The following is a 23,024-nucleotide window of genomic DNA, read 5'->3' on the forward strand; positions in this document are numbered from 1 at the left end:
ACGCGGCGATCAGACTCTGGAGAGCGGCATGACGACCCTCGGCACCACCACCCTCGGCACCACGACCCTCGGCACCACCACCATCGGCACGACCACCATGGACACCCCGACCGGCCCGCTCAGCGTGCTTGTCGACCCGGACGGCGCGGTCCGGGCCGCCGGGTTCACCGCCGACCCGGACAGCCTGCTGCCGCTGGTGCACCCGAGCCTGCGTGGCCCGCTGGTGTCGTACGCCGACCTCGGTGCGGTGACCGCCGCCGTCCGCGCCTACCTCGACGGGGACCTGACCGCGATCGACGGGGTGCCGGTGCGGCAGCACAGCGGCGGGGCGTTCCAGACCCATGCCTGGACCGTGCTGCGCGACGTCAAACCGGGCGAGCCGGTCACCTACACCGGGTACGCCGCGCTGGCCGGCCGGCCCGCCGCGGTCCGGGCGGCGGCCGCCGCCTGTGCCCGTAACGCCGCCGCCCTCTTCGTCCCCTGCCACCGGGTGCTGCGCACCGACGGCACCCTCGGCGGCTACCGGTACGGGCTGCCGGTGAAGCGGTGGCTGCTCGGCCACGAGCGGCGGCTGACGGCAAGCTGACAGCCGCATCGACGCCGTTCGACGCTACCGTCGGGTAGTGCCTGCGCAGCGCGACGGCGACCCGGCCCCGAGGGCGGACGGTCGGGTCCGGTCGCTGCGCAACCTCTGGCGGCTGCGCCGCTACCTGCGCCCGTACGCCGCCGCGTACGTCCTGCTGCTGCTGGCGGCGTTGGCGGCCACCGGGGCGGGGCTGGCCGTACCCCTGCTGGTGCAGCGGGTGGTGGACGGGCCGGTCGCCCGGCACGACCCGGCGGGGTTGCTCCGCCTCGGCGGGCTGGCCCTGCTACTCGGCCTGGTCGAGGCGGTTCTGATCTTCATCCGGCGGTGGAGCCAGTCGTCCTCCTCCGTCGGCATGGAGGCGACCATCCGCGCCGATCTCTACGCCCACCTGCAACGCCTGCCGGTCGGCTTCCACGACCGCTGGCAGTCCGGGCAACTGCTGTCCCGGGCGATCAGCGACCTGTCGGTGCTACGCCGGTTCCTCTCCTTCGGGTTGCTGTTCCTGGTGCTCAACGTGGTCACCTACGTCGCCGTGGTGATCCTGCTGATCCGCCTGCACGGGCCGCTGGGACTGCTGGTGGCGGCCAGCGCGGTGCCGCTGTTCCTGATCAGCCGCCGGTTCGGCAGGCACTACCACACCTCCTCGCGGCGGATGCAGGACCAGCAGGGCGACGTGGCCACCCTGGTCGAGGAGACCGCGCAGGGGCTGCGCACCATGAAGGCGTACGGGCGGGGGCCGGAGCTGGCCGACCGGTTCGCCGGGCGGGCCCGCGCGCTGCACGACACCGGCGTGGCCAAGGGGGCGCTGCTGGCCGGCGCGTCGGCCCTGTTCGACCTGGTGCCCAACCTGACCCTGGGCGCGACGCTGGTCGGCGGCGCGACGCTTGTCGCCCGGGACGCGTTGACCATCGGCGAGCTGGTCGCCTTCGTCAGTCTGCAGCTCATGCTGATCTGGCCGGTGCAGTCGCTCGGTTGGATCATCGCCAACGGGCAGGAGGCGGCCACCGCCGCCGACCGCATCCAGGAGGTGCTGGACACGCCGCCGTCGATCGTGGACGCCCCGGACGCCGTGCCGCTGGCCCGCTCGGCGGTGCGCGGCCGGCTCCGCTTCGAGGGGGTGTCGTTCCGCTACCCGGGCAGCGCCGAACCGGTGCTGCGGGAGATCGAACTGACCGTCGAGCCGGGCGAGACGCTGGCCCTGGTGGGGGCGACCGGCTGCGGCAAGAGCACCCTGCTCTCCCTGGTGCCCCGGCTGCACGACGTCACCGGTGGCCGGATCACCCTGGACGGGCACGACCTGCGCGGGGTACGCCTGGACGCGCTGCGCCGGCTGGTCGGGGTGGCCTTCGAGGAGCCGACGCTGTTCTCCATGTCGGTCTGGGAGAACCTCACCCTGGGCTGTCCGGACGCCACCGACGACGACGTCCGGGCCGCGCTGGCGCTGGCCCAGGCCGACTTCGTGTACGACCTGCCGTGGGGGTTGGCGACCCGGGTGGGCGAGCAGGGCCTGTCGCTCTCCGGCGGGCAGCGTCAGCGGCTGGCGCTGGCCCGCGCGGTGCTCGGCCGGCCGGCGCTGCTGGTCCTCGACGACCCGCTCTCCGCCCTGGACGTGCACACCGAGGCGCTGGTCGAGGCGGCGCTACGCCGGGTGCTGCGGGACACCACCGCGCTGCTGGTGGTGCACCGGCCGTCGACGGTCGCGCTGGCCGACCGGGTGGCGCTGCTCGACGGGGGGCGGATCACCGCCGTCGGCCGGCACGGCGACCTGCTGGCCACGGTGCCGGCGTACCGGGCGGTGCTCGCCGCCGAGCCCGCGCCGGCACCGGGCCTGGTGCGCTCGTGATCCGCCGACCGGCCCGGCGGCACCGCACGGCCGCCGGTGACGGTCGCCCGCCCCGGCAGCACGGCCCCGCCGGGGGCGACGGCCGGTCGGTCGCGCTGGCGCACTGGCGGGGACGGGCCACCGAACCGGACGCCGACCGCAGCCGGGCCGAGGACGACTCCCCGGAGGCGGTGGCCCGGCTGCGGGGGCGCAGCCGGGCGCTGCTGCGTGACCTGCTCCGCCCGCACCGCCGGTCGCTCGGCGTGGCGGTGGGCCTGCTGCTGGCCCAGAACGCCGCCGCGATGGCCGGGCCGTACCTGGTCATGCTCGGCATCGACCGGGCGGTGCCGCCGCTGCGCGCCGGTGACCCGGGTCCGCTGTCCGCCGTCGCGGGCGCGTTCGCCGTCGCGGCCCTCACCGAGTACGCCGCCCGGCGCAGCTACCTCACCCGCTCCGCCCGGATCGGCCAGGCCGTCCTGCTCGACCTGCGCCAGCGGGTGTACGGCCACCTGCTGACCCTCTCGGTCGGCTTCCACGAGCGCTACACCTCCGGTCGGGTGGTGTCCCGGCTCACCAGCGACGTCGACTCCATCGCCGAACTGGTCGACGGGGGGATCGACTCCCTGGTCGCCGCCGCGCTGTCGGTGCTGTCGGTCGCCGCCATCCTGCTCTGGCTGGACCTGCCGCTGGCGGCGGTGACCCTGTTGGCGTTCCCGTTCCTGTTCTGGCTGTCCCGCTGGTTCGCGCACGCCTCGGCCCAGGCCTACCGGCACAGCCGGGAGGCGGTGGCCCTGGTGATCGTCCACTTCGTCGAGTCGCTGCGCGGCATCCGCGCCGTGCAGGCGTTCCGCCGTGAGCCACGCAACCAGGAGATCTTCGTCGCGGTCAACGACGAGTACCGGCGGGCCAGCCTGCACGGGTTCCGGCTGATCGCCACGTACTCGCCGGGGATCAAGGTGATCGGCAACGTCACGGTGGCCACCGTCCTCGGGTACGGCGGCTGGCGGGTGCTGGGCGGCGACACCGCGGTGGGGGTGCTGGCCGCGTTCCTGCTCTACCTGCGCCGGTTCTTCGACCCGATGCAGGAGCTGAGCCAGTTCTACAACTCGCTGCAGTCGGCGACCGCCGCCCTGGAGAAGCTCGCCGGGGTGCTCGACGAACGACCGGGGGTGCCCGAACCGGCGTCGCCGGTGCCGTTGCCGGCCGGGCCGGGGCGGGGCGCGGTGACGTTCCGCGCGGTCTGCTTCGGTTACCGGCCGCAGACGCCGATCCTGACCGGGCTGGACCTGGCCGTGCCGGCCGGGCAGACGGTGGCCCTGATCGGCCCGACCGGTGCCGGCAAGTCGACGGTGGCGAAGCTGCTCGCCCGCTTCCACGACCCGGACGCCGGCACGGTCGAGCTGGACGGGGTCGACCTGCGGGACCTGTCCGACGCCGAGCTGCGGCGCGCGGTGGTGCTGGTGACCCAGGAGAACCACCTGTTCGGCGGCACGGTGGCGGAGAACATCAGGTTCGGCCGGCCGGACGCCTCCGACGCGGCGGTGCAGGCGGCGGCGCGGGCGATCGGCGCGCACGACTTCATCGCCGCCCTGCCCGACGGGTACGCCACCGAGGTGCACCGGCGCGGCGGCCGGCTCTCCGCCGGGCAGCGGCAGCTCGTCGCGTTCGCCCGCGCGTTCCTGGCCGACCCCCGGGTGCTGATCCTGGACGAGGCGACGTCGTCGCTGGACGTGCCGACCGAGCGGCTGGTGCAGCGGGCGCTGGCCAGCGTGCTGCGGGACCGCACCGCGCTGGTGATCGCGCACCGGCTGTCCACGGTGGAGACCGCCGACCGGGTGCTGGTCGTCGACTCCGGACGGATCGTCGAGGACGGCCCGCCGGCCCGGCTCGCCACCACCGGCGGCCGGTACGCCACGCTGCACCGGCAGTGGCGCGAGTCGCTGAGCTGACCCGTCCTGCGGGGCATCCGGTGGTCCACCGGACGGATAGACTCTGCCCGCATCGACGGGCCCCACCCCCGCTTCCACCGGTCCGACCGGTCGGGCGGGCGCGGCGGGGCCGGTCGCGTCGCCGGCATACGGGGAGGTTGCGGCGTGCGGATCCGTGGACGAGTGGTGCTGGCGGCGGCGCTGGCGCTGAGCACGATGGGGACGACGGGGGTGGCGTTGGCCGTGGACCGGGGCGCCGCTCCGGCCGGCGGACCCACCGGCGGCACCTGGGCGGCCGGGGCGGTCCCGGTCGCCGGGCAGGCCCGGACGGCGACCCGCGCCGACGCCGGTGGCCGGGCCGCGACGCCTGCCGCACCGCGCCCGGCACCGGTGGCGAGCCGCCCGGCGGCCCAGGTCGCGCAGGCCGCCCCCGCCTCGGTGAGCTACCTCAGCGACCGCTACCGGGTCGGCCCCGACGAGGCCGCCCGCCGGTTGGCCCTCCAGGAACTGTCCGCGCCGCTGGCCGACACCCTGGCCGCCCGTTTCCCCGACGCGTACGCCGGGATGTGGCTGGACCAGGCCGGCGGCGGGGTGCTCACCATCGCCGCCACCGACCCGGCCCGGGTCACCCGGGCGGTCGCCGGGCTGCCGGACGCCCGGCACGTCACCGTCGTGCCGGTCCGGCACTCGCGTCGTGACCTGGACGCGGCGGCGACCCGGCTGGCCGGGACGCTGGGCGTCACCGCCGGGCGGGACGTGGTGGTCGACGAGCGGGCCAACGAGGTGCTGGTGCTCACCGGCGACGCGGTGCCCGCCGACGACGCCCGGCTGGCCGGCGCGCTCGACACGGCCGGGGTGCCGGCGCGGGTCCGGGCCCGGTTCGACGCGGGCACGATCCCCAAGGCGTGCGACCCGCGCTACTGCGCGCAGGCGCCGATGCGCGGCGGCATCCGGCTGGACGTGCCCCGCGACGACGGCACCGTCGGCGGCTGCACCACCGGCTTCAACGTCCGGGCGAAGTCGGGGCGGTACTACGTGCTGACCGCCGGGCACTGCGTGGTGGGCGGCCGGCACCAGCGCGTCGACGACACCTGGCACCAGTTCCTCGGTCCGAAGGTGCCGGTGGGCCTGGAGTCGACCAACCCGGTGCTGGCCGAGAACGACTTCCCCAACGACTACGCGATCCTGCCCTACGCCAAGGGGGCCAGCACCCGTTGGGCGTACCCGAGGCGGGGTGCCGGCGGCAACACGCCGAGCCTGGTCAACTACTGGTGCGTGGCCGACAACCCGGCCTGCGCCGGCAGGGGCAGCCGCGACGTGCCGATCACCGGCGTCACGCCGTACGCCACGGTGCAGGCCGGCTGGGTGGTCTGCGCCACCGGCTCGGCGTACACCCCGAAGGCCGGCGAGCAGTACGTCGACTCGGGCGCCGGGGCCGGCTACCTGCCGGGCACCCGCTGCGGCGAGGTCATCGGCAAGGCCGGCGGCGGCATCGACGTGCGGGTGTGCGCCCGGCCGGGGGACAGCGGCGGTCCGCTGTTCACCGAGTCCGACGGGCGGGCGCTGGGCATCCTGCACAACGGCGACCCCGGTGAGGGTCCCTGCACCAACCCGGACGAGAAGAACAACTACGTGGCGGTCTCGGTGATCCTCGACCGGGTCAACGACCGCACCGGGCTCGACTTCCAGATCGCCACCCAGGGACCGCTGCTCGCCCCGCCCGCCGGCTCCTCGAACCGGTAGGTCGCCCGCCGGACACCGGGTGCAGGGCGGCCGGCACGCCCGGTAAAGCCGTGGGCGGGAGGTCGCCGGCTGCCTACGATCGACCGATGACTGATACGGCGAGGACGGCCCGCGCCGGTGTTCCCGAACGTCCCACCCTGGACGGCATCGAGGAACGCTGGGCGCGCCGCTGGCAGGAGGAGGGCACGTACGCGTTCGACCGGGAGAAGGCGACCGTAGCGGGTCGCGGGTCGACGGCGGGGACCCCGCGTCGGCACGGTCGCGGCGACGACGTGTACGCCATCGACACCCCGCCGCCGACCGTATCCGGCGAGCTGCACATGGGGCACGTCTTCTCGTACACGCACACCGACACGGTGGCCCGGTTCCAGCGGATGCGCGGGCGCACCGTGTTCTACCCGATGGGCTGGGACGACAACGGCCTGCCCACCGAACGCCGGGTGCAGAACGTCTACGGGGTGAGCTGCGACCCGTCCCTGCCGTACGACCCGGCGTGGCAGCCGCCCGACGCCCCGGTCACCGAGGCCCGGCGTCGGGAGCCGACGCCGATCTCCCGCCGCAACTTCGTCGAGTTGTGCGCCCGGTTGACCGCCGACGACGAGCAGGTCTTCGAGGCGCTCTGGCGACGGCTCGGGCTGTCGGTGGACTGGTCGCTGACGTACACCACGATCGGGCGGGCGGCGCGGGCCACCTCGCAGCGGATGTTCCTGCGCAACCTGGCCCGGGGCGAGGCGTACCAGGCGCAGGCGCCGACGCTGTGGGACGTGGGGTTCGGCACCGCCGTGGCGCAGGCGGAACTGGAGGACCGGGAGCGTCCGGGGGCGTACCACCGGCTGCGGTTCACCGGGCCGGACGGGCGGGAGGTGCTGGTCGACACCACCCGGCCGGAGCTGCTGCCGGCCTGTGTGGCGGTGGTCTGCCACCCCGACGACGAGCGGTACGCCGACCTGGTCGGCGCGACGGTGCGTACCCCCGTGTTCGGGGTCGAGGTGCCGGTGCGCGCGCATCCGCTGGCGGACCCGGCGAAGGGCACCGGCGTCGCGATGGTCTGCACGTTCGGTGACCTGACCGACGTGACCTGGTGGCGGGATCTCGACCTGGCGACCCGGGTGGTGATCGGCCGGGACGGCCGGCTGCTGGCCGAGCCGCCGGACGGCGTGCCGGCCGGACCCTACGCCGCGTTGGCCGGGCAGTCGGTCAACGCCGCCAGGCGGGCCGTGGTGGAGCTGCTGCGCGGCGCCGGTGACCTGGTGGGTGAGCCGCGCGAGATCACCCATCCGGTGAAGTTCTACGAGCGCGGCGACCGGCCGCTGGAGATCGTCTCGACCCGGCAGTGGTACCTGCGCAACGGCGGCCGGGACGCCGGGCTGCGGGCGGAGCTGCTGGCCCGGGGCGACGAACTGCGCTGGGTGCCGGAGCACATGGGCCACCGGTACGCGCACTGGGTGGGCGGGCTGACCGGGGACTGGCTGGTCAGCCGGCAGCGCTTCTTCGGGGTGCCGGTGCCGGTGTGGTACCGGCTCGACGCCTTTGGCGAGCCGGACCATGCCAACCCTCTCACACCGGACGAGGCGTCGCTGCCGGTCGACCCGTCGGGGGAACCGCCGCCCGGCTACGACGAGTCGCAGCGCGGCGTGCCCGGTGGGTTCGTCGGCGACCCGGACGTGCTGGACACCTGGGCCACCTCGTCGTTGACCCCGCAGATCGTCGGCGGTTGGGAGACCGACCCGGAGTTGTTCGACCGGATCTTCCCGATGGACCTGCGCCCGCAGGGGCAGGAGATCATCCGGACCTGGCTCTTCGGCACGGTCGTGCGTGCCCACCTGGAGCACGGGGTGCTGCCCTGGCGGGACGCGGTGCTCTCCGGCTGGATCCTCGACCCGGACCGCAAGAAGATGTCCAAGTCCAAGGGGAACGTGGTCACCCCGATGGCGTTGCTGGAACAGCACGGCTCGGACGCGGTGCGCTACTGGGCGGCCAACGGCCGGCCCGGCATGGACCTGGCCTTCGACCCGGCGCAGATCAGGGTGGGCCGGCGGCTGGCCACCAAGCTGCTCAACGCCTCGAAGTTCGCACTCGGGCTGGGTGCCGCCGACGCCCTGCGCGCCCCGGCGACCACCCCGCTGGACACCGCCCTGCTCGCCGAGCTGTCCACCGTGGTCGCCACCGCGACCGCCGCCTTCGACGGGTACGACCACACGACCGCGTTGCAGGCCACCGAGGCGTTCTTCTGGCGGTTCTGCGACGACTACATCGAGTTGGTGAAGGAACGCGCCTACGGCACCGGGCCGGGTGCCGACTCGGCCCGGGCGGCGCTCGCCACCGCCCTGTCGGTGCAGTTGCGGTTGTTCGCCCCGGTGCTGCCGTACGTGACCGAGGAGGTCTGGTCGTGGTGGCGGTACGGCTCGGTGCACCGGGCCCCCTGGCCGACCACCTACGAGGTGGGGCGGGCGATCACCGGCACCGGTGACCCGGCCCTGCTGCGGCTGGCCGGGGACGCGCTGGGTCAGGTCCGGCGGGCCAAGTCCGAGCGCAGGCTGTCGATGCGGGCGGAGGTCCCGTTGGCCGAGGCGCTGGGCCCGGCCGGCCTGCTCGACCAGCTCACCCTGGTCGCCGACGACGTGCGCGCCGCTGGCCGGATCACCACCCTCGACCTGCTCCCCGACCGCGCCCCCGAACTCGTCATCGCCAGCGCGTTCTGACGCGGGTCGGCGGGCTGGCGGGTCGGCGGGTCGGCGCTAGATCGCCGGTGTGGCGGCATCCAGGCGACTGGATACCGCCACACCGGCGCAACTGCGTCGATCATGGGCTGTCCACCCCGCCCGCCCGAGCGGGGCGGGCCGGGTGAGGCAGGTGGGGCAGGGTCAGCTGGTTTCGCCGGCGACGCTGAAGGAGCGGAGCCGGTCGATGGCCAGCACGGTGAAGCCGACGCTGACCACGGCGGTGAGCACCACCGCCACCGGCACTGAGACGGTGGTCGACAGCAGGTCGGTCGGGGCGATCCTGTCGGCCAGGGCGATCACCCACTGCTGGATCGACAGCACCCGGGTGCCGCTGACGAAGTTGCCCAGCAGCCCCTCCCAGATCAGCACGTAGACCAGGCCGAGCAGCACCGGCCGCCGGGTGACCAGGCTGAGCGCCAGGAACAGCGCCGAGTAGGCCAGCGCGCCGAGCGCCGAGGCGACGACCAGGCCCAGGCCGAGGCGTACCGAGTCGGCGAGCACGCCCGCGACGTAGAGCGGCACGGCGACGGTGACCGCGCTGACCCCGGCGGCCACCGCGAGTTTAGGCAGCACGATCTGCCAGCGGGGCAGCGGCTTGGTCAGGATGTGCACCACCGTGCCGTCGTCGATCTCCGCGCCGAGCACGCCCGTGCCGACGATGAGCGCCACCACCGGCAGCACCACGGCCAGGCCGAGGCCGACCAGCACCGGCGTCGCCCACTGGCCCGGGTCCACCCCGAGCGACCGGCAGAGGACGGCCAGCAGCACCAGCACCGCCGGCAGCGGCAGCAGCATGAGGAACCGGCGACGGCCGAACAGCCCGCGCGCGGTGATCCAGGAAACGGTCGACATCAGGCCTCCACCAGGTAGGAGAAGACGCTCTCCAGGGACTCGTCCTCGGGGGTCAACTGCCGGACCCGGATCTGCCGGGCGAGCGCGATCCTGGGCAGCGCCCGGGTGAACGCGCCGTAGTCGCCGGCGCGTACGGTCAGGCCGGTCTTGTCCAGCTCGACGCCCGCGACCGACGGGTCGGCCATCAGCGCCACGGCCAACGCCCGGTCGTCGGTGGAGCGGACCGCGAACACGTGCGGCCGGTTGGTCATCAACCGGCGGATGGTGCGGAAGTCACCGGAGGCGGCCAGCCGGCCGGCCACCATCACCTGCACCGTGCCGGAGACCTGCTCGACCTCCTCCAGGATGTGCGAGCTGAACAGGATCGTCCGCCCGGCGTCGCCGAGGGAGTGCAGCAGGCCCATCATGTGCAGCCGCTGGCGCGGGTCCATCCCGTTGAACGGCTCGTCGAGCAGCAGCACCTGCGGGTCGTGGACCAGCGCGGCGGCCACCCGGGTCCGCTGCCGCATGCCCTTGGAGTACGTGCCGATCCGGCGGTCCTGCGCGTCGGTCATCTCGACCAGGTCGATCGCCCGGCGGGCGGCGGCCTCGGGGTCGGGCAGCCGGTGCAGCTTCGCGCTGGCCAGCACGAACTCCTTGGCGGTGAGGAAGGAGTGCACCGCCTCCCGCTCGCTGACCAGCCCGAGCCGCCGGTAGACGCCCGGGTTGCGCCAGGTGGACTCCCCGTCGAGGGTGAGCGTGCCCCGGGACGGGGCGAGGAAGCCGGCCATCATGTGCAGCAGGGTGGTCTTGCCGGCGCCGTTCGGGCCGAGCAGGCCGGTCACCCCGGGGCCGAGCCGCATGGTGACGTCGTTGACCGCCACCACGTTGCCGTACCAGCGGGAGACCCCGGCGAGATCCAGGGTGCTGGTGGTGGCCACCGGCCGGGCGTCGGTGTCGAGTGTGGTCATCGGGCGGCCACCTTCCGGTATCGCAGCAGCAGCAGGGCGGTGCAGGCGGCGACCAGCAGCGCGGTGACGACCGCGTAGACCGGGCCGAAGCCGCCGATCGGCGGGCCGGTGCCGGCGCCCGGGTAGAGCAGGTCCTGCAACGCCCACGAGCCGACCCCCTGAACCAGCGTCGACGGGGAGGCGAGGAGGGCCAGCTCGTTGACCGCCCGCGAGGGCAGGATCGACAGCACGCCGACGATCGGGGTGGTCATCAGGAAGACCGCCACGATGCCACCGGCGGCGAACGCCCGCTTGCCGGTGAGCGAGGCGACCAGCAGCCCGATCGCGGCGAAGACCACCGCCCACAGCCCGGCGTAGAGCAGACCGGGCAGCAGGTCCAGCAGTTCGTTCCAGGTGCCACGCAGGCCGTCGGGGGTGGTGAACGCCGCGCCCAGGAACATCACCAGCTGCGGTCCACCCAGCAGCAGCCACAGCGCGCTGACCAGGGAGAGCAGCTTGGCCAGCGCGTAGTCGTCGCGCGGCAGCGGCCGGGAGAAGTACAGCGGGAGCACGCCGCTGCGCAGGTCCCGGGAGACCAGCTCGGGGGCGGCCACCGCGACGAAGAAGATGACCAGCCAGCTCATCGCGTCGGCGAACTGGGCGTACGTCATCACCACCTCGCCGATCTGGCTGCGCACGGCGGTGAGGCCGGCCGCCACCACCGTCACGATGCCGACCACCAGCCAGGGGAAGATCTTCGCCTTGGCGCTGCGGCCCAGCCCGAAGACCGTCCGCAGGCCGTGCAGGTAGAGCGCACCGAAGACGTGCCGGCGGCCCAGCCTCGGGCCGGTGTAGCGCTGGTAGCCGATGTCGTGGATGACGCCGGTCGGCTCAGGCATTGCTGGGCTCCCTCGGGGCGAAGAGTTCGGCCACCCGGTGCCGGCGCTGGTCCAGCCGGTGCAGCGGCAGGTCCAGCTCGGCGACCGCGCCGAGGATCAGGTCGTAGGTACGCTCGTCGGCCAGCGGGACGAGCAGCATCCGGCCGTCGCGGGTCACCGGCAGGTCGAGCGCGGCGAGCCGGCCGGCCAGCTGGTCGGTGCCCTCGCTGACCTCGACGGCGAGCAGGTCGGTGGCCGAGGTCATCGCGTCGATCCGGTCGGCGCGCAGCAGCCGTCCCCCGTCGATGGCGACCAGGGTGTCGCAGATCCGCTCCACCTCGCCCAGCAGGTGCGAGCAGACCAGGACGGAGATGCCGAACTCGGTGCCGATCCGGTGGACCAGGGCGAGCATGGCGTCCCGGCCGGCCGGGTCGAGGCCGTTGGTGGGCTCGTCGAGCAGCAGCAGGTCCGGGTCGTGCACCAGGGCCTGGGCGAGCTTGACGCGCTGCTTCATGCCGGTGGAGTAGCCGCCCACCGGGCGGTACCGCTCCTCGTAGAGGCCGACGTGGCGCAGCGTCTCGGAGGCGCGCTCGCGGGCCACCGTACGGGGCAGGCCGCTCATCCGTCCCAGGTGGGTGACGAGTTCGGCGGCGGAGAGGTCGGGCGGGAGCGCCTCGTGTTCGGGCATGTAGCCGACCCGGGCGCGGACCGCCGCCGGGTCGGTGGTGGGGTCGAGGTCGAGCACGGAGACCCGTCCGCTGGTCGGCGGGAGCAGGCCCAGCAGGATCTTTATCAGGGTCGACTTGCCGGCGCCGTTCGCGCCGACCAGACCGATGATCCCCGGCTCGACCGCGACGGTCAGGTCGGCCAGCGCGGTGACCCGGCCTCCGTACGTCTTGGTCAGCGACTCGGTCGCGATCAGTGTCACGTCCGCCAGCCTAGGGACCGGCCACCCCGGCGGGTATCCGGAATCGCCCCGGGTCTCCCCTGATACCCGCCCCTGACCAGCCCCGCCCCGGTCGGCCGGGCCGATGGTCCGTGCCCGATCGGCGATCCAGCGGTGTCCGCCGAATCCGACACCGCCGTGCCGGCCCAGAGGGGTCGATCGAGCGGGCGGGGCGGTAAGGCTTCCGTGACCCCGGTGACGGGTGACCGGTCGCGGTGGCGCGGCGAGACTGGACGGCATGTTCCGTCGCCTGTCCCGTGCCCCGCTGACCTGGGTCGCCGTCGTCGTCCTCGGCGTCGGCGCCGCCTTCGGCCTGTACTGGTTCCAGCCCTGGAAGGTGGTGGCCGACCGCCAGGTCGACGAGCGGCTCTCCGACGTCGACGACGCCACCCCGACCGGCACCATGGCCGCCGACGGCACCACACCCGCCGACGGCGGCGTGGCCGGGGCCACCCCGACCGGGACCGCCCCGCCGACCGGAACCGCCACCCCGACCGGAGCCGCCGGCACCCCGCCCCGGGCGACACCCACGGGCGGCGCCACGGCCACCCGGCCGGTGGTGGTGAGCCGGGGGACGTTCGTCAGTCACGAACACGACACCTCGGGCACCGCCCGGATCGTCCGCACCGCCGACGGCCGGCACCGGCTGGAACTGGTCGGGCTGGACACCTCCAACGGCCCGGATCTGCGGGTCTGGCTCTCCGACCAGCCGGTCCGCACCGGCCGGGCCGGTTGGCACGTCTTCGACGACGGCCGCCGGGCCGAGCTGGGCCGGCTCAAGGGCAACCGCGGCGACCAGGCGTACGCCGTCCCCGCCGGCACCGACCTCGCCGCGCTGACCAGTGTCACCATCTGGTGTCAACGATTCGCGGTCTCGTTCGGCGCCGCGTCCCTGGTCCCGGCCGGTTGACGCCCCCCACCGACCGGCCGGGACAGGCCACCGATGATCCACTTCCGGGTCGGGAGTGGAGTGGCGCTCTCGACCGATCGCCGGCCGGCTGAGAAACTGTGATCCGGCCAGCGAGTGAGGGGTACGGATGAGCAACGGTTCAGTGCTGCCCGAGGACGTGCTGCGGGACGCCCCCGCGTACGCGCCACGCCCCGGTGAGCTGGCCGATCTGGAGCTGCTGCTGAGTGGGGCGTACACCCCGCTGGCCGGCTTCATGACCCGCGCCGACCTGGCCTCGTTGCAGCGTCGCGGTCGACTGGCCGACGGCACGTCCTGGCCGGTCCCGGTGACCCTCCAGGTGCCCACCGCCGTCGCCGACGGGCTGGACCCGGCCGACCCGGGCCGGCGGACGCTGGTGCTCACCGACGGCGAGGGTGCCCCGGTGGCCGGGCTGGAGGTGACCGACGTCTGGCCGGTCCGTGAGGGTGTGGCCGGGCTGGGCGGCCCGGTACGCCGGCTCGGCGACGGCGGGCACGGCCCGTTCCAGCGGCTGCGCCGGGGGCCGGACGAGGTGCGTCCGCTGCTGCCCCCGGGCCGGGTGCTCGGGGTGATCGCCGACCGGCCGCTGCACCGGCCGCAGCTGGCGCAGATCGCGCACGCGGCCCGTACCCTCGGCGCGCATCTGCTGGTGATGATCCCGGTCGGCGAGGACGGCGCGGCCGGACTGCCCACCGAGGCACTGGTCCGCAGCATCTTCGCCGCCCGCGACCGGATGCCCCCGGCGACGCTGGTCGCCGTCCCGTTGCCCCGGCGGGCCGACGAGATCAGCGACGCGCTGCTGCGGGCCCGGATCTCCGCCGCCTACGGGGTGACCCACCTGCTGTCCACCGGCGGCATGCTCTCCGGGGCGGGGCTGCGGGTGCTGGTCCCCCGCGAACTTGCCTACGACAGCCGGGACGGCCAGTGGCGCTGGCGCGACGACATCCCGCCGCGCAACCGCAAGCTGGCGCTGAGCGAGGCGGAGATCGACGACCTGCTCGACAGGGGTTTCCCGCTGCCCGAGTGGCACACCCCGCCAGCGGTGGCCAAGGAGCTGAGCCGGGCCCGCCCGCCGCGTCGGCACCGGGGGCTGGTGGTCTTCCTCACCGGGCTCTCCGGCTCCGGCAAGTCGACCATCGCCCGGGGCCTGGCAGATCTGCTGCGCGAGCAGGGCGACCGGACGATCACCCTGCTCGACGGCGACGTGGTGCGTCGGGAGTTGTCGGCCGGGTTGACGTTCAGCCGGGCCGACCGGGACGCGAACGTACGCCGGATCGGCTGGGTGGCGGCCGAGATCGCCAGGCACCGGGGGGTGGGGATCTGCTGCCCGATCGCCCCGTACGCGCAGGCTCGGGCCGCCGTGCGGGAGATGGCCCGGTCCGCCGGGGCGGGTTTCCTGCTGGTGCACGTCGCCACCCCGTTGGAGGTCTGTGAGCAGCGCGACCGCAAGGGCCTGTACGCCCGCGCCCGCGCCGGCCTGCTCACCGGGATGACCGGCATCGACGACCCGTACGAGACGCCCACCGACGCCGATCTGGTGGTCGACACCACCGACCAGAGCATCGACGAGGCGGTGCAGGCGGTGATGACCCACCTGACCGAGACCGGCTGGGTGGAGCCGCGGCTACCGTCCGCCTGACCTCGGGGGTTCCACTTCCGCCCCTGCCCGCTGCGCGCTAGTGTTCAATCTTGTTGGAACACGTGCGAGCGCGTGCAGGTGCGGGGGCCCGGGAGGTACGGCGGATGCTGGCGCGGCAGCGGCAGGCGACGATCCTCGACCGGGTCCGCACCGCCGGTGGTGTCCGGGTCACCGAGCTGGCCGCCGAGTTCGGTGTCTCCGACATGACCATCCGGCGTGACCTGGACGCGCTGCACGACCGGGGGCTGCTGGCCAAGGTGCACGGCGGGGCGACAGTCACCGACCCGGGCTCGACCGACGAACCGGGCTTCCACGCCAAGTCCGTCCGGCAGTCCGCCGAGAAGGCCGCGATCGCCACCCGGGCCGCCGAACTGGTGCGTCCGGGTGCGGCGGTCGCCCTCTCCGCCGGCACCACCACCGCCGAGCTGGCCCGACGCCTGGTCGACGTGCCGGGGCTGACCGTGGTGACCAATTCGCTGCCGGTGGCCGAGATCCTGCACACCGCCGGCCGCCCCGACCAGACCGTGGTGCTGACCGGCGGGGTACGCACCCCGTCCGACGCGCTGGTCGGCCCGCTGGCGGTGGAGGCCATCCGTTCGCTGCACCTGGACCTGCTCTTCCTCGGCGTGCACGGGATCACCGAGCGGGCCGGTTTCACCACCCCGAACCTGATGGAGGCGGAGACCGACCGGGCCCTGGTGGAGGCCGCCGACCGGCTGGTCGTCCTCGCCGACCACACCAAGTGGGGCACCGTCGGCATCTCCTCCATCGTCGGCCTGGGCGCCGCCGACGTGCTGGTCAGCGACGACCGGTTGGCCCCCGAGGCGCGCCGGGTGATCGACGAGAAGGTGGGCGAACTGGTGATCGTGACAGGTACGGGCCGGGCTACCGGGCGGGAGACGACGCGGTGAAGCGTACGGCGATCGCGTTGGCCGACGGCCGCGAGCTGATCTACTTCGACGAGCGCGACGACGCCGTCCGGGACCAGCCGGACCGGCGGGAGCTGCCGCCGCCCCCGCCCGCCTCCCAGCTGCGCTACGACCCGCTCACCGACGAGTGGGTGGCGGTGGCGGTGCACCGGCAGACCCGGACCTTCCTCCCGCCGGCCGACCAGTGCCCGCTGTGCCCGTCGCGGGGCGACCGGCACAGCGAGATCCCCGCGCCCGACTACGACGTGGCGGTCTTCGAGAACCGGTTCCCCTCGTTGAGCCAGCGGATCGCCGACGAGCCGGCCGAGATCACCGGGTTCACCCCGGTCCGCCCCGGCCAGGGGCGCTGCGAGGTGGTCTGCTTCACCGACGACCACGAGGCGTCCTTCGCCAGCCTCTCCCCCGCCCGGGTCCGGCTGGTGCTGGACGCGCTGGCCGACCGGACCACGGTGGTCGGCGCGCTGCCCGGGGTGGAGCAGGTGTTCTGCTTCGAGAACCGGGGCGTGGAGATCGGGGTGACCCTGCACCACCCGCACGGCCAGATCTACGCGTACCCGTTCGTCACGCCGCGCACCCGGTCGATGCTGGCGGCGGCCCGCCGGCACGCGGAGCGCACCGGTGGCGGCAACCTCTACGCCGACGTGCTCGCCGCCGAGCGCGCCGCCGGTGACCGGGTGGTCGCGGCCAACGAGCACTGGACGGCGTACGTGCCGGCGGCGGCCCGCTGGCCGTTCGAGGTGCACGTCGCGCCGCACCGGCCGGTGCCGGACATCCCGGCGCTCGACGACGCCGAACGGGACTCCTTCGGCCCGCTCTACCTGGACGTGCTGCGCCGGTTCGACGGGTTGTTCGACCTGCCCATGCCGTACATCGCGGCCTGGCACCAGGCGCCGGTGCGGATCGACCGGGAGCTGGGCCACCTGCACCTGCAACTGTTCAGCGTCCGGCGGGCGAGGGACAAGCTGAAGTACCTGGCCGGTTCCGAGTCCGGGATGGGGGTCTTCATCAACGACATCGCCCCCGAGCGGGCCGCCGAACTGTTGCGCGCCGCCTGAGCCCGCAGGCAGGGCGCGGGGGGCCCCGGAACAGGGCCCCCCGCGGGGAAGGGACGGCTGGCTGTGCTCGACAGCCGGGAAGGCTGGCCGGTCGGCACCGGTGCCGTGCGACGACCGACGACAACCTCCCTGGACGCGACTGGCACCACGTCCACCCAGCTCAACGACCTGTTTCCGGGCCGGTGACGCGGCCGTCACCCGGACGGGTGGCAGCACCGCCCCGGTACGCCGGAACCCGTCGGCGGTCCGCCGACGGGTTCCGGGAGGTGCGGGCGAGGGTCAGGCGCCGAGCTTGCGCGCCAGGTTCTCGTCGAGGGTGTTCATGAACTCGTCGGTGGTCTGCCACGGGGCGTCCCGCGAGATGAGCAGCGCGAGGTCCTTGGTCATCTGGCCGCTCTCGACGGTGTCGACGATGACCTGCTCCAGGGTGTCGGCGAACTCGGTGACCGCCGGGGTGCCGTCCAGCTTGCCCCGGTGGGCGAGGCCCCGGGTCCAGGCGTAGATCGAGGCGATCGGGTTGGTCGAGGTCTTCTCGCCCTTCTGGTACTGCCGGTAGTGCCGGGTGACGGTGCCGTGGGCGGCCTCCGCCTCGACGGTACGACCGTCCGGGGAGAGCAGCACGGAGGTCATCAGGCCGAGCGAGCCGAAGCCCTGCGCGACGGTGTCGGACTGCACGTCACCGTCGTAGTTCTTGCAGGCCCAGACGTAGCCGCCCTCCCACTTGAGCGCGGCGGCGACCATGTCGTCGATGAGCCGGTGCTCGTAGGTGAGGCCGGCGGCGGCGAACTCGTCCTTGAACTCGTTCTCGAACACCTCGGCGAAGAGGTCCTTGAACCGGCCGTCGTACGCCTTGAGGATGGTGTTCTTGGTCGACATGTAGACCGGGTAGTTGCGGTCCAGGCCGTACCGGAACGAGGCGCGGGCGAAGTCCCGGATCGACTCGTCGTAGTTGTACATGCCCATGGCGATGCCGCCGCCGGGGAAGTTGGCGACCTCCATCTCCATCGGGGTGCCACCGTCGGCCGGGGTGTACGTGATGGTGACCGTGCCCGGACCGGGGACCACGAAGTCGGTGGCCTTGTACTGGTCGCCGTGCGCGTGCCGGCCGATGATGATCGGCTTGGTCCAGCCCGGGACGAGCCGCGGCACGTTCGACATGATGATCGGCTCGCGGAAGACCACGCCGCCGAGGATGTTACGGATGGTGCCGTTCGGCGAGCGCCACATCTTCTTGAGGCCGAACTCCTCGACCCGGGCCTCGTCCGGGGTGATGGTGGCGCACTTGACGCCGACGCCGTGCTCCTTGATGGCGTTCGCGGCGTCGATGGTCACCTGGTCGTCGGTGGCGTCCCGGTGCTGGATCGACAGGTCGTAGTAGTGCAGGTCGACGTCGAGGTAGGGCAGGATCAGCTGCTCGCGGATCTGCTTCCAGATGATCCGGGTCATCTCGTCGCCGTCGAGCTCCACGACCGGGTTGTTTACCTTGATCTTCGCCATCGGCCGGCGCTCCTCTCGGGGGACACGTGCTCAAGCAGTACGAGCGTACTGGAAACTGGTCGGCGGCACCGAGCCGGCCTCCACCCGGCGGCACCGGCCGGCGGTAGAACGCCCGGTGGGCCACGGCCGGCCTGGCGAAATCGCCTGATCCGGTACGCCGCCCCCTCGGGTCTGCCACGGTCACCCCCGCACCGACGATGCGGGACCGTTCCACCAGCCCCGCCCGGAGGCATTCCCCGGGGCTGCCGCCGCACACCGCCGCGAAGCCGACCGGCGGGAACCCGCCCCCGGAGCGCCGTCCCGGTGATCAAGAGGTTCGCGTCACGTCGGGGCGGTGGCATGACGCAAACCTCTTGATCACCGGAACGGGGCGGGGCGGCGGGGGCGACGGGTGGGGACGGCGCAGGGGCGGGACGGCGGGTGCCGTCCCGCCCCTGCGGCGGATGGTTCAGCGGATCACATGCTGGCGACGTCGGCCTGCTTGGCGCGGACGGCCTCGGCGGCCTCCTTGAGGCTGGCCAGCTCGTCGGCGTCCAGCTCGGTCTCGACGACCCGCTTCACGCCCTCGGCGCCGATCTCGGCCTCGACGCCCAGGTAGACCCCGGAGATGCCGTACTCGCCGTCGACCCAGGCGCAGACGGGCATGACCGCGCCGGAGTCCTCGGCCACGGCCCGCGCCATCCGGGCGGCGGCAGCGGACGGCGCGTAGTACGCCGAGCCGGTCTTGAGCAGCGCGACGACCTCGGCGCCACCGTTGCGGGTCTTGACGACCAGCTCCTCGATCTGCTCGGCCGGCATCGCGTCACGCAGCGGCTTGCCGTTGACGGTGCTCTGCGAGGGCACCGGCACCATCGTGTCGCCGTGCGAGCCGAGGGTCAGCGTCTTCACCGACTTCACCGGTACGTCGAGGGCCTCGGCGACGAAGTTGGTGAACCGGGCGGTGTCGAGCATGCCGGCCTGGCCGAGCACCCGGTTCCTGGGGAACTGGGTGGCGAGCTGGGCGAGCGCGGTCATCTCGTCGAGCGGGTTGGACACCACGATGACGACGGCGTTCGGGGCGTACTTGGCGACGTTCTCGGCGACCTGCCGCACGATCTTGGCGTTGGTCTCCAGCAGGTCCATCCGGCTCATGCCCGGCTTGCGGGGCAGACCGGCGGTGATCACGACGACGTCGGAGCCCTCGATGGCCTCGTAGCCCTCGCCGTTGGGGCCGGTGGTGACGCCGACGACCTTGGTCTCGAAGCCCTCGACCGCGCGGGACTGGTTGAGGTCCAGCGCGAGACCCGCCGGCTTGCCCTCCACGATGTCGGTGATGACGACGGTGTCGAAGACGTCGTACTCGGCCAGGCGCTGTGCGGTGGTGGAGCCGTAGAAGCCGGCCCCGACGACAGTGACCTTCTTACCCATGGTCGTCCCACTCCCTGCTACCAGTCGGTTTTCCCGACCGTAACAGTCATCCCGGCACCGTTTCGGCCAGGGGCGGCGACCATCCCCGGGATGGGGCCAACGTCACCACCGCCCCGTTCCCGGCAGGGGACGCGGCGGACGGTGGCCCCGCCGCGGGGCACCGCCGCCGAGCAGGGACGAGGGCCTGCGGGTCAGCCCCGCTCGGCGCGTTCGACGACGTTGGTGAGCAGCATGGCCCGGGTCATCGGCCCGACACCGCCTGGCATCGGGGCCAGCCGACCCGCCACCTGCGCCACCTCCGGGTCGACGTCGCCGGTGTAGCGGCCCTTGCCGTCGTCGCCGATCACCCGGGTGATGCCGACGTCCACCACGGTGGCCCCCGGCGTGATCATGTCGGCGGTGAGCAGGCCGGGCACCCCGGCGGCGACGATGACGATGTCGGCGGCGCGGGTGTGGGCGGCGAGGTCGAGGGTGCCGGTGTGGCAGAGGGTGACTGTGGCGTTCTCGCTGCGCCGGTTGAGCAGCAGGCCGAGCGGGCGACCGACGGTGTTACCCCGGCCGACGAGCGCGACGTTGGCGCCGCGCAGCGGCACGTCGTAGCGGCGGAGCAGCTCGACGATGCCGCGCGGGGTGCAGGGCAGCGGGCCGTCGTAGCCGAGCACCAGCCGGCCCAGGTTCACCGGGTGCAGGCCGTCGGCGTCCTTGTCCGGGTCGATCATCTCCAGCGCCCGCTGGGTGTCCAGGTGCGCCGGCAGTGGCAGCTGGACGATGTAGCCGTGGCAGCCCGGGTCGGCGTTCAGCTCGGCCAGGACGTCGTCGAGCTGCTGCCCGGTGGCGTCGGCGGGCAACTCGCGGCGGATCGAGGCGATGCCCACCTCGGCGCAGTCGCGGTGCTTGCCGTTGACGTACGCCTCGGAGCCGGGGTCCGCGCCGACCAGGACCGTGCCCAGGCCGGGGGTGACCCCCCGCTCGGCCAACGCCTTGACGCGTACCCGCAGCTCGTCCTTGATCTCGGCTGCGGTCGCCTTGCCGTCCAGGATGATCGCCGTCACGACCCGATCGTCTCATGGCCGGTGGACGGCGGTCCGGCGACGGGGAACCCGTTACTTTCCGTGAGGTGCCGTTATTCACTCTGCGTGATCGACTGCGGGCCGGCTCACACGCCGAACCGGACGGGAGAGGCGCGTCGAGCCCGGACCGGACACCGGCGTCCGGGCGGCCACAACGACCCATCCACCCTGACGGCACCGCGAAACCACCCTCGACACCCGCCATCAAGCAGGAACTTCGCCGAGTTTCCCTTACCAGCAACGGTCGTCGACGACAAGGCCGCAGCCGGTGATCGCAACCCTGTCGTTGTCGACGGGCCTAACCCGACCTACCGTTGCCGAACGTTGCGCAGAGTCACCCAGCGCCGGGTCCGGCTGCGCTCCGTGATGAGATGAGGAGACCCCCATGCGTGTGCGCAGGCTTGCTGCCTGGACCGCTCTCCCGCTCGCGGTGACCCTGGGCCTGGCGGCCTGCGGCTCGGGCGGCGGCAGCGGAACCGGTCAGTCCGACCCCGACGCGGCCGTGCGGATCGAGATCGCCGAGCCGCAGCACCTGGTGCCGACCAACACCAACGAGACCAGCGGCTCCCAGGTGCTCGCCGCCCTGTTCAGCCCGCTCGTCGACTACGACGAGGCCAACAAGCCCTACGAGGTGGCGGCCGAGTCGGTCACGTCGTCGGACAACAGGGTCTGGACGGTCAAGCTCAAGGACGGCTACACCTTCCACAACGGCGAGAAGGTCACCGCCGACAACTACCTCGACGCCTGGAACTACGGCGCGTACGCCCCCAACGGGCAGAACTCCAGCTACTTCTTCGAGAAGATCGCCGGGTACGCCGACCTCCAGGGCGACAAGCCGGCCGCCGAGCGGCTGTCCGGGCTGAAGAAGGTCGACGACCTGACCTTCACCGTCACGCTGACCGAGCCGTACAGCGAGTTCAAGACCATGCTCGGGTACACCGCCTTCTACCCGCTGCCGAAGGCCGCCTTCTCGGCCCCCGGCGTGCTCAAGGAGGGCTACGAGCAGGCCCCGGTCGGGCAGGGCCCGTTCCGGATGAAGGGCTCCTGGCAGCACGACGCCAAGGTCGAGGTGGAGCGCTACGACGCCTTCGCCGGCGAGCAGCCGAAGGTGGGCGGCGTCGAGTTCCGGATCTACCAGCAGCCGACCGCCGCGTACGCGGACGTGCTCTCGGACAACCTCGACGTGATCAAGACGATCCCGACCGAGAACCTGTCCACCGCCGCCACCGACCTCGGTGACCGGTTCCGGCAGAGCCCCGCGTCGTCGTTGCAGGTGCTGGCGTTCCCGACCTTCCAGAAGGAGTTCAGCAAGCCCGAGGTGCGCAAGGCGATCTCGATGGCGATCGACCGGGACGAGATCACCAAGTCGATCTTCAAGGACTCGCAGCAGCCGGCCCGCTCGTTCGTCTCGCCGGTGGTCGCGGGCTACCGGGAGAACACCATCGGCGCGGCAGGCGAGTTCGACCCGGCCAAGGCGAAGGCGGCGTACGAGGCGGCCGGCGGCCCGAAGAAGATCGAACTGTCGTACAACGGCGACGGCGGGCACAAGGACTGGATCGACGCGACCTGCAACCAGCTCAAGGCCAACCTGGGCGTGGACTGCGTCGGCACCGCCGAGCCCAAGTTCGCCGACCTGCTGACCAAGGTCAAGGCGAAGCAGCCGGTGGGTCTGTTCCGGATGGGCTGGGTGATGGACTACCCGTCGATGGAGAACTACCTCGGCCCGCTGTACAGCACCAACGGCTCGTCGAACTACTACGGCTACAGCAACCCCGAGTTCGACAAGCTGCTCGCCGAGGGCGCCAAGGCGCCGAACGAGGAGGCCGCGATCGCCAAGTACCAGGCAGCCGAGGACCTGCTGGCCAAGGACATGCCGGTGATCCCGCTGCGCTACGGCCAGAACAACTTCGGCCACTCGACCAAGGTGAAGAACGTCCAGATGGACCTCTTCGACCGGGTCGACCTGCTGAAGATCGAGGCGGTCAGCTAGTCCGGGAGGGCGTCGGCGGCGAGCGGGCCGCCGGCACGTCCAGGCGCGTCGGCGGCAACGGGGCCGTCGGCGGGAGCAACGGGTCGGGTCATCGGTGGACGG

Annotated in this window: 17 protein-coding genes; 10 read left to right on the top strand and 7 right to left on the bottom strand. The window is 73.2% G+C overall.

Going from position 1 to position 23,024, the window contains the following annotated elements; translation table 11 throughout:
• Window positions 1–97: 97 nt before the first annotated feature.
• From ACN268_RS17210 to valS, 5 genes are all read left to right on the top strand, one after another.
• Window positions 98–586, top strand: a complete 489-nt coding sequence (locus ACN268_RS17210; protein WP_421486922.1) for a methylated-DNA--[protein]-cysteine S-methyltransferase — start codon at window positions 98–100, stop codon at window positions 584–586.
• A gap of 37 nt (window positions 587–623) precedes the next feature.
• Complete coding sequence (locus tag ACN268_RS17215; RefSeq protein WP_421484046.1) at window positions 624–2,429, top strand: ABC transporter ATP-binding protein; 1,806 nt, start codon at window positions 624–626, stop codon at window positions 2,427–2,429.
• Between the two features lie 95 nt (window positions 2,430–2,524).
• A complete protein-coding gene (locus tag ACN268_RS17220) occupies window positions 2,525–4,357 on the top strand; it encodes an ABC transporter ATP-binding protein (RefSeq protein WP_421486923.1) in 1,833 nt (610 codons plus the stop codon).
• Window positions 4,358–4,501: 144 nt separating this feature from the next.
• Complete coding sequence (locus tag ACN268_RS17225) at window positions 4,502–6,079, top strand: trypsin-like peptidase domain-containing protein (protein ID WP_421484047.1); 1,578 nt, start codon at window positions 4,502–4,504, stop codon at window positions 6,077–6,079.
• 86 nt (window positions 6,080–6,165) lie between these two features.
• A complete protein-coding gene (gene valS, locus ACN268_RS17230) occupies window positions 6,166–8,781 on the top strand; it encodes a valine--tRNA ligase (protein WP_421484048.1) in 2,616 nt (871 codons plus the stop codon).
• A 162-nt stretch (window positions 8,782–8,943) separates the two neighbouring features.
• On the opposite strand, the gene ACN268_RS17235 is transcribed toward valS, so the two are convergent.
• Genes ACN268_RS17235 through ACN268_RS17250 form a run of 4 tightly spaced genes read right to left on the bottom strand, consistent with a single transcriptional unit; the run spans window position 8,944 to window position 12,647 of the window.
• Window positions 8,944–9,654 (bottom strand): ABC transporter permease, encoded by a 711-nt coding sequence (locus tag ACN268_RS17235; protein ID WP_421484049.1) that lies wholly within the window; start codon window positions 9,652–9,654, stop codon window positions 8,944–8,946.
• Window positions 9,654–10,604, bottom strand: coding sequence for an ABC transporter ATP-binding protein (locus tag ACN268_RS17240; RefSeq protein WP_421484050.1), 951 nt, complete (start codon window positions 10,602–10,604; stop codon window positions 9,654–9,656). Before ACN268_RS17240 ends, ACN268_RS17235 begins: the two co-directional genes overlap by 1 nt.
• Entirely contained in the window at window positions 10,601–11,482 is an 882-nt protein-coding gene (locus ACN268_RS17245; RefSeq protein WP_421484052.1) for an ABC transporter permease, read from the bottom strand. The genes ACN268_RS17240 and ACN268_RS17245 overlap by 4 nt, the downstream gene beginning before the upstream one ends.
• Window positions 11,475–12,647 (bottom strand): ABC transporter ATP-binding protein, encoded by a 1,173-nt coding sequence (locus tag ACN268_RS17250; protein WP_421484053.1) that lies wholly within the window; start codon window positions 12,645–12,647, stop codon window positions 11,475–11,477. Before ACN268_RS17250 ends, ACN268_RS17245 begins: the two co-directional genes overlap by 8 nt.
• Here ACN268_RS17250 and ACN268_RS17255 point away from each other — a divergent pair.
• The 4 genes from ACN268_RS17255 to galT all read left to right on the top strand — a co-directional run bounded on the left by ACN268_RS17255 (window position 12,646) and on the right by galT (window position 16,958).
• Window positions 12,646–13,317, top strand: a complete 672-nt coding sequence (locus tag ACN268_RS17255; RefSeq protein ID WP_421484054.1) for a DM13 domain-containing protein — start codon at window positions 12,646–12,648, stop codon at window positions 13,315–13,317. The genes ACN268_RS17250 and ACN268_RS17255 overlap by 2 nt on opposite strands.
• A 127-nt stretch (window positions 13,318–13,444) precedes the next feature.
• Window positions 13,445–14,974 carry an adenylyl-sulfate kinase gene (gene cysC, locus ACN268_RS17260; protein WP_363655657.1) on the top strand — a complete coding sequence of 510 codons (1,530 nt, stop codon included), beginning with the start codon at window positions 13,445–13,447 and terminating at the stop codon, window positions 14,972–14,974.
• A 104-nt stretch (window positions 14,975–15,078) separates the two neighbouring features.
• Window positions 15,079–15,885 carry a DeoR/GlpR family DNA-binding transcription regulator gene (locus ACN268_RS17265; protein ID WP_088647157.1) on the top strand — a complete coding sequence of 269 codons (807 nt, stop codon included), beginning with the start codon at window positions 15,079–15,081 and terminating at the stop codon, window positions 15,883–15,885.
• Window positions 15,882–16,958 (top strand): galactose-1-phosphate uridylyltransferase, encoded by a 1,077-nt coding sequence (gene galT / locus ACN268_RS17270; RefSeq protein WP_421484056.1) that lies wholly within the window; start codon window positions 15,882–15,884, stop codon window positions 16,956–16,958. The genes ACN268_RS17265 and galT overlap by 4 nt, the downstream gene beginning before the upstream one ends.
• Before the next feature lie 279 nt (window positions 16,959–17,237).
• On the opposite strand, the gene ACN268_RS17275 is transcribed toward galT, so the two are convergent.
• From ACN268_RS17275 to ACN268_RS17285, 3 genes are all read right to left on the bottom strand, one after another.
• Window positions 17,238–18,455, bottom strand: coding sequence for an NADP-dependent isocitrate dehydrogenase (locus ACN268_RS17275; RefSeq protein WP_145921657.1), 1,218 nt, complete (start codon window positions 18,453–18,455; stop codon window positions 17,238–17,240).
• Window positions 18,456–18,911: 456 nt separating this feature from the next.
• Complete coding sequence (locus ACN268_RS17280; RefSeq protein ID WP_421484058.1) at window positions 18,912–19,862, bottom strand: malate dehydrogenase; 951 nt, start codon at window positions 19,860–19,862, stop codon at window positions 18,912–18,914.
• Window positions 19,863–20,053: 191 nt separating this feature from the next.
• Complete coding sequence (locus tag ACN268_RS17285; protein WP_421484059.1) at window positions 20,054–20,914, bottom strand: bifunctional methylenetetrahydrofolate dehydrogenase/methenyltetrahydrofolate cyclohydrolase; 861 nt, start codon at window positions 20,912–20,914, stop codon at window positions 20,054–20,056.
• A gap of 403 nt (window positions 20,915–21,317) precedes the next feature.
• On the opposite strand from ACN268_RS17285, the gene ACN268_RS17290 reads away from it, so the two are divergent.
• Window positions 21,318–22,922, top strand: coding sequence for a peptide ABC transporter substrate-binding protein (locus tag ACN268_RS17290; RefSeq protein WP_421484061.1), 1,605 nt, complete (start codon window positions 21,318–21,320; stop codon window positions 22,920–22,922).
• Window positions 22,923–23,024 lie beyond the last annotated feature (102 nt).

The sequence above is a fragment of the Micromonospora sp. WMMD735 genome (genome assembly GCF_049178995.1).
Classification (GTDB): Bacteria; Actinomycetota; Actinomycetes; order Mycobacteriales; family Micromonosporaceae; genus Micromonospora; species Micromonospora wenchangensis.